This is a genomic window from Silanimonas sp., from assembly GCF_044377035.1.
GTDB lineage: Bacteria > Pseudomonadota > Gammaproteobacteria > Xanthomonadales > Xanthomonadaceae > Silanimonas.
The window spans coordinates 85,190-97,783 of sequence record NZ_JBILJW010000007.1 but is presented as its reverse complement, the minus strand read 5'-3'; the positions used below and the strand labels follow the sequence as shown (position 1 = coordinate 97,783).

The window sequence follows — 12,594 nt, the reverse complement described above, 5'->3', positions numbered from 1 at the left end:
CCGGGGGGCATCCCGGCAGCGGCCTAGGATAGCCACGGCCTGCGACCGCCGCACAAGCGGCTTCCGGCTCAGGCCGCGCTGCGATCCATGCGGTCGGCGAGTTCGCGCCAGCCCGACAGGTGGGCGGCCATGCCGCAGCGTTCCAGCCACACCTGGTCCACCGCCCGACCGAAGGCGAGCGCCGTGGCCACGTGGACGGCACCGACCACGCCGAACCCGCCGCCCGACAGGCGCGGGGTGCGCTGCCAGGCCACGGCCTGCTGGAGCAGGCTCGGCAGCTGCCACAGGCCCATCAGGTAGGCGGCCGCTTCGTCCTGCACCGGGGGCACCGCGGGCAGCGCCGGCACTCCGCCGTCGTCGAGCTCGGGAAGCATCTCGCTGATGCCGGCGAGCAGCGCGGCCGTGGCGACGACGTCGGGGTCGATCTGCGGGGCCATCAGGCGCGGCGCCAGCCAGGCCGCGAGCAGGCTGCGCTGGCGCACGCGTTCTGCGCGTGCCGCTTCCGGGCCGCTGAAGGCGTAAAGCTCGGCCGCCAGCACCAGATTGCGAGTGGTCTTCAGCCCGAGACGGCTGACGGCGAACGGGATGCTGGCGATCTGGCGGCCGGCGCCGTACATCGCCGAGTTGGCGATTTGCAGCACCCGGGCGCCGAGCGCCGGGTCGGACATCACCTGTTCGGCGATGGTCGCGACCTCGACGTTCGGGTCTTCCAGCGCCTTGCAGATCGCCATGTAGAGCCGTGGCGCCCCGGGCAGGCGCGTCAGGGCGCCCACCTGGGCGCGCAGCGCCGGACGGTCGAGGCGTTGCGCGAGCTCGGCGTAGGCGACCAGTGCCTCGGCGATCGCTTCGACCGGGCTGGAGGCCGAGAGCAGGCCGTGGGCCAGCGCCTGCAGCCGCGGTTCGATCCCGTCGTGCTCGGTGGTGCCGATCACCAACCGCGCCGTTTGCGGCGCGGTGTAGAGCAGATGCCTGAGCAGCGCCTCCGCGTCGTCGAGGGCGGCATCGACGACGATGGCGTCGGCCGCGTCCTGTTCCAGCACCTGGCGCGATTCCTCGGGGCGGGCATAAGACAGCACCTGCCAGTCGTGGCCCTGGGACAACAGCGCATCGGCGACGGCGACGGCGCCGGGGCGGTTCGGATCGGGCGTGGCGAAGAAAACACGCATGGTGGAGCGTCGAGCCTTTTGTTGCTTTTGACAAAGCGTAACGACAGGACTCCCGTGATTCCGGGGATGCGTCACGCTTGATGCCCTCGCCAGCGTGCGCCGCGTCACAGCTTCTGCATTCGCCATGACGCCGCGCCCCGCGAAGGGCATCGCGGGGCCTCTGCTACAGTCCGGCCACGTCTCTCCGAGCCGCCTTCCCGATTGAGCGCTCCTGCCGCGACCCCCGATGACGCGCCGCTGCGCCTGCTCTTCGCCGGTGCGGATGTCAGCGTGGCTGCCGCACTCGTCGAGGCCTTGGGCGACCGCATCGTCCTGCAGGTTGTTGGTGCCAGCGACGAGGCCCTCGCCCTTGTCCGGCGCGAAGCCTTCGAGGCGGTGCTGGTGCAGCCGCGGCTGGGGCAGGGATCCGGCAACGCCCTCCTCGGCGTCCTGAAGCGCGAAGCCCCGAAGCTGGTGCGCTGCCTCGTCCTCGACGACGGCCGCGATGCGCCGGGACTCGCTGCGCTGGAGAACCTGCACCGCCTGCTCTACCAGCCGCTGGATGCCGAAGCCCTGCTGGCTGGACTGAAATCGCTGCTCGCGCTGCGGCGCCGGCTGGAGAGCCCCTTGCTGGCCGAGGCCATCGGACGCATCGGCCGCCTGCCGCCGCCGCCGGCGCTGTCGCTCGACCTGATGCGCCGCACCGAGGACCTCGACGTCGCCGCGCGCGATGTCGCCGCGCTGGTCGAAAGCGACCCGACGCTGGCGGCCAAGGTGCTGCGCCTGTGCAACTCGGCGATGTACAGCGGCGGACGCCGCATCGACGACATCCACAGCGCCGTGGTGTGGCTGGGCAACCTCAGCCTGCGACGGCTGGTGATGGCCGGCGAGATCTTCGGCGCCACCCGCCCGAAAGCCGAGCCGGAGGCGCTGGACCGGCTTCGCGACACCAGCTTGCGCGCTTCGCGCCTGGCGGCCCGGCTGCTGCCCGGCCCGCGCGCGGACCTCGCCGCCACCGCCGCGCTGCTGGCCGGCGTCGGCCGCCTGCTGCCGCAGGTCCGCGTGCCGTGGTCGCCGCAGCCTGGCGAGGCCGGGGATTGGCCGACCTACGCCGAGGCCGGCGCCTACCTGCTCGCCCTGTGGGGCCTGCCGGAGACGCTGGTCGAGGCGGTCGCGCAACACGCGACGCCCGCGGCGGCGGCGGAGCATGGGCTGGGCGTCGTCGGAGCCAGCCACGTGGCGTGGGCCCTGCTGGGCGAAGTGCCGCTCGACGAGGCCTGGGTCGAGGCGCAAAGCCTCGCCGACCAGCGCGACGGCTGGCAGGCGCTGGGCGCCGAACTCCGCGGCGAGGGCTGAACCGGGGTGGACGAATCCACGGATCCGGTCAGCGGCCTGCCGTGGCTGGGGGCGGACGCCCCGGCACTCCAAGCGCTCGCGGCCGATGGCAGGCGCGTGCTGTTCGCCGAGATCGCGCTGGACCGTTTCGTCGGCCTGGTCGACGGACTCGGCGAGGACACCGCCGGTCGCGCCTTGGCCGTGGCCGCCGATCGCATCGCCGCCTTCGCACTTCCGCAGGGTCGGCTGTGGCGCCTTCGTGGTGCTTGCCTGCTTCTGGCCACCGATGCCGCCGAGGTCCTCGTCGATCCGGAGGCTTGGGCGCAGCGCCTGCTGGACGAACTGGTCGCGCCGCTGTCGGTGCCGCCCTACACGCTGGAGATCAACGCCAGCATCGGGCTGTCGCTGTTCCCCGACGACGCGCCCACCCTTGTGGCGGCACTGAGTGCCGCCGACCGCGCGCTCTACGCCGCGCAGCGCTCCGGCGTCGGCAGGGCGCTGCGCCACGCCGCGTCCGGTGCCGCCGGTCCCAGCGTGCCGGTGTTCACCCACGCCTTGGCGAAGGCCTTGGCGCGCGACGAACTCGAACTGCATTACCAACCGTTCGTCGATGCCGCCGACGGCCGCATCGCCGGGGTCGAGGCCTTGCTGCGCTGGCGCGCGCCGGATGGCCGCCTGCTCGCACCGCCGCAGTTCCTGCCGCGCGCCGAGCAGCTCGGATTGATGCGTGGCATCAGCGGCTGGGTGCTCGACCGCGTCATCGCGGATGCGCGGCATTGGCGACGCGCCGGGTTCGACGACCTGCGTATCGCCGTGAATGTCTCCACCGTGCAGCTGCTCGAGGATGACCTCGTCAACCAGCTGGAGACGCGCCTTGCGGCCGCCGACGTCGCATTCGACCAGTTCGAGATCGAGCTCTCGGAAAGTACGCTTCTGCGCGATGTCGACCGCATCCGCGACACCTTGCGGCGGCTGCGCAGCTGCGGCGTGGGCCTGACGCTCGACGATTTCGGCATGGGCGGTGCCGGCCTCGTGCAGCTGCCGCGCTACCCGCTTTCGAAGATCAAGATCGACCGCGACTTCACCGGCGAGATCGCCCACGACCAAGGGCAGGCAGCGATTGCCCGCGCGATCATCGCGATGGGCCGACAGCTGCACCTGAAGGTGATGGCCGAGGGCGTCGAGTCGGAGGCGCAGGTGGGCTACCTGCGCCGCGCCGACTGCGACCAGCTGCAGGGTTTCCTGTTCTCCGGCCCGAAGCCGCTGGCCGAAGTCGATCCGCTGCTGCGCCAGCGCTACCTGCGTCCGGAGCTGTTCGCGCAGGGCGCCGCCTCGCGGACGCTGCTGCTGGTCGACGACGAGGAGAACGTGCTGCGCGCCCTGCAGCGCGTCTTCCGCCGAGACGGCTACCGCGTGCTGGCGGCCAGCCGCGTGCAGGAGGCCTTCGAGCTGCTGGCCAGCAACGAGGTGCAGGTGATCGTCAGCGACCAGCGCATGAACGACGTCAGCGGCACCGAATTCCTCGGCCGCGTGAAGGAGCTCTACCCGCGCACGGTGCGCCTGATCCTCTCCGGCTACACCGACCTCGCCACCGTCACCGAGGCCATCAACAAGGGCGCGATCTACCGCTTCCTCACCAAGCCCTGGGACGAGGAGGACCTGCGCCACCACATCCGCGAGGCCTTCCGGACCTGGGAGGGCCTGCAGTGAGCCGCGCTGGGCGTTCCCGCGGGGAGGCCGCATGCGCTTCGTGATCCTGCGCCAACTCCGCCGCTTGCCGAACCTGCTCCTCCTGCTCGCCTTGCTTGCGCAGGTGCTCGCCTGGCCGTGGCTGGACGGGATCCCCGGCGGCCGGCTGATGCTGGTCGGCTTCGACTGGCTGATCCTGGTGTTGGCGTTGCGTGCCGCGCGCGCCAGCGGCGCGGAGGCGCGGCTGGGCTGGTTCCTGCTCGTGCCGGCGGTGCTGCTGCATGCCGCCGAGGTGGTGTCCGGCGGCAGCGGCCTGTACGTGGCCAGCCAGCTTGCGCAGGCGGCGTTCCACGGTTTCGTGGTGAGTTGCCTGCTGCGCTACGTGCTGCGCGACGACGTGATGACGCTCGACGAGCTCTGGGCGCTCGCTTCGCTGTACGTGCTGCTGGCCTTCGTGTTCGCCTACGTCTACGCGGTGATCGAGCACCTCGCGCCCGGCGCGTTCTTCATCAACCCGACCAACAACCCCGATGGCGTGACCGGCTGGTGGGAGCTGCTGTACTTCAGCTTCACCTGCCTCACCTCGGTGGGCTTCGGCGAGATCACCCCGGTGCACGATGTCGCGCGCTCGGTGGTGATGATCCAGCAGGTGACGGGCGTGCTCTACCTCGCGATCGTGATCTCGCGCCTGATTGGCATGCAGCGCCGACGCTCGGAGTGAATCACTCGCCCAGCCGCACCGGCTGGTGCACCGGCAGCACCACGGTGAAGATCGCGCCGCCCTCCGCGCCGTTCGCCACGTCGATGCGCCCGCCGTGCTTCTTGACGATGCCGTAGCTGATCGAGAGCCCGAGGCCGGTGCCGGTGCCAACCGGCTTGGTGGTGAAGAACGGATCGAAGATCCGCGGCATGGCCTCGGCGTCGATGCCCGGGCCGCTGTCGCGGATGCTGATCCACACCTCGTCCCGCGCGCCGTCGTGGCCGCTCGCCAGCGTGATGGTGCCGCGCTCGCCGATGGCGTGGCCGGCATTGAGCAGCAGGTTCATGAAGACCTGGTTGACCTCGCTGGGGTGGCACTCGACCAGCGGCAGCGGGCCCAGTTGCCGCTCGACCTTGGCTTTGTACTTGAGGTCGTTCCAGACGATGTTGAGCGTGCTCTCGAGGCCCTTGTGCAGGTCGACGCGGCGCCAGCCGGCCTCGCGCCCGGCATGCGAGAAGTCCTTGAGATCCTGCACGATGCGGCGCACGCGCTCGAGGCCTTCGCGCGATTCGTTGATGAGCTCGGGCAGGTCGGTGGAGACGAAGTCGAAATCGACGCGCGCTCGTACTTCCGAGATCGTGGCCAGCGTCGTCTCGTCGAGCTTTGGCGCGAGCGCGCGTTCGTAGGCGTGGATGAGTTCGAGTAGGCCGCTGGTGTAGTCGCGCAGGCTGACGAGGTTGGAGTGCACGTAGCCGATCGGGTTGTTGATCTCGTGCGCGATGCCGGCGGCGAGCTGGCCGATCGAGGCCATCTTCTCCTGTTGCAGCAGCTGCTCCTGCGCGCTGGCCAGCCGCGCGTAGGCCTGCTGCAGCTCACCGTGGCGGCGGCGCAGCTCGTCCTGGCGGTGGCGCGCTTCGGTGACGTCGCGCAGCAACAGCAGGTGTGCGGGCGCGTCGTCGACGATCCACGGGTAGCGCCGCAGCGCGAACACCACGCCATTGGCCTCGTCGCGGACGTCGCCGGTCCAGGCTTCACCGGCCGCGGCGTCGAACACGTCGTCCGGCAGCAGGGCGACGAGGGGTGCGGGGTTGTCCGGGTCGGCGGGGTCCACCGCCACGCGGTGCGCCAGCTCGCCGGCGGCGGGGTTGGCGTAGTGCACGGCCCGCCGGGCATCGACCAGCAGCACGCCCTCCTCGATCATCTCGAGGAAGGCGACGAGTTCCGGGTTGCTGGGCTGGCTCGGCAGCCAGAAGCGGCCGGGCAGGGTGTCGGGCATTCGCGAAGCACCGTCAAGACGACGGTGCACAGGCTAACGCCGGCTCAGGCGACGGCGATAGGCCGCGACCAGGTGCCGTGCGCACGTTGGCCACGCGGGTCGTAGCCGACCGCCTCGCTGCGACCCAGCTGGCGCAGGGCGAAGGCCACGGCGCGGCGGCGGCGCGCCAGCATCAGGCCGTTCTCGCGGTTGTACTCGGCCAAGGCGGCGACGCGTGGCGCATCCCCGCTGTCGAGACCGGCCGATTCCGCAGCGCGCAGCGCCTGCAACTTCGCCTCGGTGGAGCGCAGCAGCGCTTCGACGTCCTGCCCGCCGAGGGCATCGCGTTCGGCGCGCAGGGCGGCTTCGAGGGCGTCAAGCAGGAGGGCGGTCATCGGGTCGGGTCTCGGGCTTCGTCAGACGCTGAGCTGGCGCTCCAGCGCGTCGAGGCGCTGGGCGATCTCCTGCGGATCGATGCGATACGTGCCCGCGGCGAGTGCCGCGCGCAGCGCTTCGATCTTCGCCATGTCCATCGGTGGCGGGCCGGCCTTGGTCTGCTTCTGCACGACCCGCAGGGCCTCGGCTTCGCCGGTCAGGCGCACATTGTCCGAAGACGGTGCCTGGGTTTCGGCGATGGCTTGGGCGCGCGGGGTCCCCGACCGTTCGATGGCGGCCGGCGTCGGCGCGGCCGCCGGCGCGGGGGCCGGGCGGGGCGCTGAGGCTCCGTCGATCTTGTTGGTCATGGTCGTGTCCTCCGGAACGGGTGGTTCCTCACGACCGGTATCGGCCGTGTCCCGCGCGACTTTAGCCCCAAGGGGGAAATTTTTTCGCCGATGCCGGAAACGTGAGCCGGCCCAAGCTTCGGGGGGCTCATCGGCCGACCCGGACCTCGCCGGGGGCAGCCACCACGCCGCTCAGGACCCGGCGGGAGCTCAGGTTCTCGACCCGGACCACCTCGCCGGCGCCGGCGTCGGCCAGGGCCCGGCCGGCCATCCGCACCTCGAAACCACCGCCGCCGGCCACCAGGGCCACCGGCTCGCCGCGTTTCACCACGGCCTGCGCGACCAGATCGCTGCGCCGGAGGACCTGGCCGGCCTGTCCGCCGAGGCGCAGGGTCTGGCCGATAGCCTGGGCCGGGTCGGTCAGGGGCGCGGCGCCAAGGCGCGCGGTGTCGCGGGTTTCGACGCCGACGGCCGAGGCCGGGACCGGTTGCCCGGGGGCCACGGCGGCGGTCAGCACCACCACCGGCTGCACCCGCTGCACCCGGACCGGCACGAACAGGCGCCAGCCGTCGGGGCAGCTCACTTCGACGTTAACGGCCGAGAGCGCCTGGGCCTGAAGGGTGTGCGGGCAGGGCGGCATGCGCAGGGCCGGGTCGAGGCTGGCCTCGATGCGCGCCCCGGGCGAGGCCAGGGCCCCCTCGGCGGCCGCACGGATGGAGGCCACGGTCTGGAAGCTGCCGTCCTGGGCCCGGAGCTCGCCGGCGAAGACCAGGCCGGCGGCAAGGCTGGCCAGGGTCAGCAGGCCGACATGCAGGGTGCGCGGCACGCGGCGTTCACGCCGGATGATCCGCGCGAGGTCGGGCAAGCGCGGCGGCGGCAGCGGGGCCGGCGCGGGTAGCGGGGTCGCTTCAGGGCGGGACATCGGTCACTCCGGGCGCGGATGCGTCGTGGCAGGCTGTGCAAGCGGTGTGCCGCGGCACGCCACGTGCACGGGCCGTCCCGACCGGGACCCCCGCTCAAGAAGCCCGCGGGCGGGCCGACAACGACAAGGACTGTCCCCATGGATCCGAGGCTGCCGAGCCGCATGTCGCGCGACCTGCTCAACCGCATCGACCAGCGCACCCGCTTGGCCGGCCACAACCGGCTGGCCTTGCTGCTGTTCCGCCTCGGCGGCCGCCAGCTGTTCGGCGTGAACGTCTTCAAGGTGCAGGAAGTGCTGCGCCGACCGCCGCTGTTCCCGATCCCGCGCCTGCCGCCCGGCTTCGTCGGCGCTGCCGACATCCGCGGCCGCTCGGTGCCGATCCTCGACCTCGGCAGCGCGGTGCGCTACCCCGAGCGCCATCTCGACCCGCCCTACCTGGTGGTGACGGAATTCAACCGCTCGGTGCAGGGCTTCCTCGTGGCCGAGGTGGACCGCATCGTGAACATCGCCGTCGAGGACATCCGCCCGCCGCCGGAACTCGGCGTGGACGACAGCTACCTGACGGCGGTCACCCGCTACGGCGGCGAGCTCATCCAGGTCATCGACGTCGAGTCGGTGCTGGCCGATGCCACTGGCGCCAAGATGCTGCAGTCGATCGAGCAGCGCCTGAAGCTGGGCAACGGCGAGGAACCGGTCCGCATCCTCGTCACCGACGACTCCCGCGTGGCGCGCAACCAGATTCGCGGCGTGCTGGACCAGCTGGGGGTTTCGTCGACCCTGCTGTCCGACGGCCGCCAAGCCATCGAGCACCTGAAGCAGCTGGCCGCCGAGGGCATCGATGTGACCCGCCACTACGCGATGGTGATCTCCGACATCGAGATGCCCTCTATGGACGGCTACACCCTGACGACGGAAATCCGCCGCGACCCGGCGCTGGCCGGTCTGTTCGTGCTGCTGCACACCTCGCTCTCCGGCGTGTTCAACAACGCCATGGTCGACCAGGTGGGCGCGAACGCCTTCGTGGCCAAGTACTCGGCCAACGAACTCGCCGAGAAGGTGCTGGCCCGCGTGCAGGCCTTCCAGCGCGAGAAAGCCGCGGCCTGAGGCCGCCGCCGACCCTGCCGCCGGCGCGTCCCGCCGGTCTGGCACGGCCCTTGCACCGCTCCGAGGCAACCCACGCCCGGAGCCGCCCATGGCCGGTCCCTTCGACAATCCGTTCGGTCTTTCCGCCCTGTCGCTGCCGCTGCGCGAGCAACGGCTCAAGGTGCTGTCGTCGAACCTCGCGAACGCCGACACCCCGGGCTACCAGGCCCAGGAATTCGACTTCCAGCGTGCGCTGAAGGGCGCCGAAGACCACCAGCGCAGCGTCTCCGCCGGCCCCTCGCGCGGGCCGCTCGGCGTGGGCGGCGGCGGTGGCGGTGCGGCCGATGCGATGGGCCTCGCTGACGGGCCGGATTTCCGCCGCTACGTGACCACGCGCCAGGCGCTGCAGCCGAGCCTCGACGGCAACACCGTGAATACCGAGACCGAGAACGCCGCCTTCGGCCGCGCGGTGCTCGAGTACCGCGCCTCGCTGACCTTCTTCGAATCCCGGGTGCGCGGCCTGATGACCGCGATCACTGGCCAATGACGCCGCGGCTCACTGAGGAATCGCCATGAGCAGCCTGCCCATCTTCGACGTCGCCGGAAGCGCGCTCTCCGCGCAGTCGGTGCGCCTCAACACCATCGCCTCCAACCTCGCCAACGCCGACACCGTGGGGCGGACGCCCGACGGCGCCTACAAGCCCATCGAGCCGACCTTCGAGACCGCGCCACTCCCCGGCCAGGAGGGCATGAGCGGGGTGAAGGTGCTGCGCGTCGACCCGTCCGAGAAACCGGCCATCAAGCGCTACGAGCCCGGCCATCCGATGGCCGACGCCGAGGGCTACATCTACGCGCCGGACGTCGATCCGGTGGCGCAGATGGTGAACCTCATCTCCGCTTCGCGCGGCTACCAGGCCAACGTCGAAGTGCTCAATTCCGCCCGCGAGCTCGCGCTCGCCACGCTCACCATCGGCCGCTGACGCGGCCCCGGGAATCGACCATGGCATTCGACGTCAACGTGGCCAACGGCATCGGCCTCACCAGCAGCCCGCAGACCCAGAGCCGCATGGGCAAGTCCGACCTCACGCAGGCCGACTTCCTCCGCCTGATGACCGAGCAGTTGAAGAACCAGGACCCGCTCAAGCCGCTCTCGAACGCCGAGTTCGTCAGCCAGATGGCGCAGATGTCGACGGCGCAGGGCGTGGGCGACCTCGAGACCGCCATCGACAACATGGCCACCTCGTTCAACGGCGACCAGGCGCTGCGTGGCGCCAGCCTGATCGGCCGCACCGCCCTCGTCGAAACCGACCGCCTGCCGCTCTCGGCCGACGCCGACGGCGTGCTCTCGGCCAGCGGTGTCGCTGCCACGCCGGGCGCGGGGCCGGTGACGATCGAGATCACCACCGCCAACGGCGCGCTGGTACGGCGCTTGCAAGTCACTTCCTCAGGGGCCGGCGACGTGCCCTTCGCGTGGGACGGACGCAACGAGCAGGGGCAGGCGATGGCGCCAGGCACCTACCGGATGCGGGCCACCTTCGGCGAAGGCCGCGGTTCGCAGGCCGTCGGAACCGGGACCATGGCGCCGATCGACAGCGTCACGCTCGATCCGCAGGGAATGCTGCTGAACCTCCGCGGCCTCGGCACGGCGCCGCTCTCCGCGATCCGCCGATTGGGCTGATGCCTCGCCGGCTTTGACCACCGCCAACACCCGCTGCACCGCACCTGGAGTCACGCCATGAGCTTCCGCACCGCCCTCTCCGGCATCAACGCGGCCACCACCGACCTCTCGGTGACCTCGAACAACATCGCCAACGTCTCGACGGCCGGCTTCAAGGAAGGCCGCGCGGAATTCGGCGACCTCTATGCGGCGTCGATCTTCGGCACCTCGCGCAACACCGCCGGCTCCGGCGTGCGCGTCACCGGCATCACGCAGCAGTTCACCCAAGGCCCAATCGAGTTCACCAACCGCAACCTCGACGTGGCGGTTTCGGGTGGCGGCTTCTTCACCCTGAACAACAACGGCGCGACCGTGTACTCGCGCGCCGGCAACTTCCAGGTGGACCGCGACGGCTTCGTGGTGAACCCGACCGGCGCGCGCCTGCAGATCTTCCCGCCGACGGACCAGTCCGGGAACAACTTCGAGACCGGCCGCCTGCAGGACCTGCAGCTCACCACCACGGACAGCGCGCCGAGCGCGTCGACCGAGGTGGTCGTCGGCTCGAACCTGCCGGCCAACGGCACCGTGCCGGTGGCCGCGCCCTTCGATCCGAACGACACGAACACCTTCAACCACTCGACCTCGATCACGCTGTACGACTCGCTGGGCGTCGCCCACGTGCAGACGCTGTACTACGTGAAGACGGCGAACCCGAACGAGTGGCAGCTGCACAACTACATCGACGGCACGGCCGTCGGCACGGCGCAGACGCTGCAGTACGACGCCCAAGGTGCGCTCACCACGCCGGCGACGGGCTTCGTGACCTTGCCGGCCTACACGCCGACCACCGGCGCCGCGGCCATCAACCTCACGCTCGACCTGCGCAGCTCGACCCAGTACGGCGAGCGCTTCGCCATCAATGACCTGCGCCAGGACGGCTACACCACCGGCCGCCTGATCGGCATCGAGTTCTCGCAGGAAGGCGTGGTGTTCGCGCGCTACACCAACGGCGTCGCTTCGCCGCTCGGCCAGGTCGCGCTCACCACCTTCCCGAACCAGCAGGGCCTGCAGAACCTCGGCGACAACCTGTGGTCGGAGACCTTCGACTCCGGCGGCCCGCGCCGCGGCGCGGCCGGCACCTCGGACTTCGGCCTGGTGACCTCGGGCGCGCTCGAAGGCTCCAACGTCGAGCTCACCGAGCAGCTGGTGAACATGATCGTCGCGCAGCGCAACTTCCAGGCCAACGCGCAGATGATCCAGACCACCGACCAGATCCAGCAGACCATCATCAACCTGCGTTGATCGCGGGCTGACACCGGAGCACGACGATGGACAAGGCCCTTTACGTCGCGATGTCGGGAGCGCAGGCCAACCTGCGCGCCCAGGCCGCGGTGTCGCACAACCTGGCCAACGTCTCCACCGCCGGCTTCAAGGCGCTGCTGCACGCCACCGAGGCCTTCCCGGCCAAGGGCGGCGAGGTCGGCTCGCGCACCTACACGATGGGCGACGTCGGCGGCTTCGATGCCACCGGCGGCAGCCTGCAGACCACGGGCAATCCGCTGGACTTCGCGCTCAACGGCGCGGACCTGTGGATGAGCGTTGCCGACCGCGGCGGCAAGCCCGCCTACACGCGCGCCACCGACCTCAAGCTCGATGCCACCGGCCGGCTGATGAACGGCCGCGGCGAGCCGGTGATGGATGATTCCGGCCAGCCCATCGCGCTGCCGCCGTTCCAGAGCCTCTCGGTCGGCGGCGACGGCACCGTCGCCATCGTCGCCCTCGGCGATGCCACCGGTACGGCGCAGAACGTCGCCCGCATCGGCGTCGTCCGCGCCGATCCCACGAAGCTCCAGCGCGGCGAGGACGGGCTGTTCCGCCCGACCTCCACCGATCCGGCGGCGCAGCCGCAGGCGGCGGCCGGCGAGGTGCTGATGAGCGGCGTGCTGGAGAACAGCAACGTCAATGCCACCGAACAGCTGGTGGCCATGATTTCCCTCTCGCGGCAGTTCGAGATGAACCTCAAGGTCATCCGCAGCGGCGACGAGAACGCGCAGGCGGCGAACACGCTGCTGCGCGCCCGCTAAAG

14 protein-coding genes are annotated in these 12,594 nt (G+C 71.0%); 9 read left to right on the top strand and 5 right to left on the bottom strand.

Features of this window, described 5'->3' with window-relative positions; genetic code table 11:
* Nucleotides 1-68: 68 nt before the first annotated feature.
* On the bottom strand, nt 69-1,166 hold the full coding sequence (locus ACIQ6S_RS05605) for an HDOD domain-containing protein (protein ID WP_397607496.1): 1,098 nt from the start codon (nt 1,164-1,166) through the stop codon (nt 69-71).
* Nucleotides 1,167-1,367: 201 nt separating this feature from the next.
* On the opposite strand from ACIQ6S_RS05605, the gene ACIQ6S_RS05600 reads away from it, so the two are divergent.
* Genes ACIQ6S_RS05600 through ACIQ6S_RS05590 form a run of 3 tightly spaced genes read left to right on the top strand, consistent with a single transcriptional unit; the run spans nt 1,368 to nt 4,890 of the window.
* Nucleotides 1,368-2,501, top strand: coding sequence for an HDOD domain-containing protein (locus tag ACIQ6S_RS05600; protein WP_397607495.1), 1,134 nt, complete (start codon nt 1,368-1,370; stop codon nt 2,499-2,501).
* A 6-nt stretch (nt 2,502-2,507) separates the two neighbouring features.
* Nucleotides 2,508-4,190 carry an EAL domain-containing protein gene (locus ACIQ6S_RS05595; RefSeq protein ID WP_397607494.1) on the top strand — a complete coding sequence of 561 codons (1,683 nt, stop codon included), beginning with the start codon at nt 2,508-2,510 and terminating at the stop codon, nt 4,188-4,190.
* 31 nt (nt 4,191-4,221) lie between these two features.
* A complete protein-coding gene (locus tag ACIQ6S_RS05590; RefSeq protein ID WP_397607493.1) occupies nt 4,222-4,890 on the top strand; it encodes a potassium channel family protein in 669 nt (222 codons plus the stop codon).
* 1 nt (nt 4,891) lies between these two features.
* Here ACIQ6S_RS05590 and ACIQ6S_RS05585 read toward each other — a convergent pair whose 3' ends face one another.
* From ACIQ6S_RS05585 to flgA, 4 genes are all read right to left on the bottom strand, one after another.
* Entirely contained in the window at nt 4,892-6,145 is a 1,254-nt protein-coding gene (locus tag ACIQ6S_RS05585; RefSeq protein ID WP_397607492.1) for an ATP-binding protein, read from the bottom strand.
* Nucleotides 6,146-6,189: 44 nt separating this feature from the next.
* On the bottom strand, nt 6,190-6,519 hold the full coding sequence (locus ACIQ6S_RS05580; protein WP_397607491.1) for a flagellar protein FlgN: 330 nt from the start codon (nt 6,517-6,519) through the stop codon (nt 6,190-6,192).
* Nucleotides 6,520-6,540: 21 nt separating this feature from the next.
* Nucleotides 6,541-6,867, bottom strand: a complete 327-nt coding sequence (gene flgM / locus ACIQ6S_RS05575; RefSeq protein ID WP_297876736.1) for a flagellar biosynthesis anti-sigma factor FlgM — start codon at nt 6,865-6,867, stop codon at nt 6,541-6,543.
* Nucleotides 6,868-6,994: 127 nt separating this feature from the next.
* Nucleotides 6,995-7,768, bottom strand: coding sequence for a flagellar basal body P-ring formation chaperone FlgA (flgA, locus tag ACIQ6S_RS05570; protein ID WP_397607490.1), 774 nt, complete (start codon nt 7,766-7,768; stop codon nt 6,995-6,997).
* A 162-nt stretch (nt 7,769-7,930) separates the two neighbouring features.
* Between flgA and ACIQ6S_RS05565 the strand changes: the two genes are divergently transcribed.
* The 6 genes from ACIQ6S_RS05565 (at nt 7,931) to ACIQ6S_RS05540 (ending at nt 12,592) form a co-directional block, all read left to right on the top strand.
* On the top strand, nt 7,931-8,872 hold the full coding sequence (locus ACIQ6S_RS05565; protein WP_297865660.1) for a chemotaxis protein CheV: 942 nt from the start codon (nt 7,931-7,933) through the stop codon (nt 8,870-8,872).
* 88 nt (nt 8,873-8,960) lie between these two features.
* Complete coding sequence (locus ACIQ6S_RS05560; protein WP_397607489.1) at nt 8,961-9,398, top strand: flagellar basal body protein; 438 nt, start codon at nt 8,961-8,963, stop codon at nt 9,396-9,398.
* A 25-nt stretch (nt 9,399-9,423) separates the two neighbouring features.
* Nucleotides 9,424-9,831: a flagellar basal body rod protein FlgC gene (gene flgC / locus ACIQ6S_RS05555; RefSeq protein WP_397596511.1), complete on the top strand. Its 408-nt coding sequence runs from the start codon at nt 9,424-9,426 to the stop codon at nt 9,829-9,831.
* A 20-nt stretch (nt 9,832-9,851) separates the two neighbouring features.
* Complete coding sequence (locus ACIQ6S_RS05550; protein ID WP_397607488.1) at nt 9,852-10,529, top strand: flagellar hook capping FlgD N-terminal domain-containing protein; 678 nt, start codon at nt 9,852-9,854, stop codon at nt 10,527-10,529.
* Nucleotides 10,530-10,586: 57 nt separating this feature from the next.
* The gene (gene flgE / locus ACIQ6S_RS05545; protein WP_397607487.1) at nt 10,587-11,810 is read left to right on the top strand and encodes a flagellar hook protein FlgE; all 1,224 of its coding nucleotides are present in this window, start codon (nt 10,587-10,589) and stop codon (nt 11,808-11,810) included.
* Nucleotides 11,811-11,836: 26 nt separating this feature from the next.
* A complete protein-coding gene (locus ACIQ6S_RS05540; protein ID WP_397607486.1) occupies nt 11,837-12,592 on the top strand; it encodes a flagellar basal body rod protein FlgF in 756 nt (251 codons plus the stop codon).
* Nucleotides 12,593-12,594: the final 2 nt, after the last annotated feature.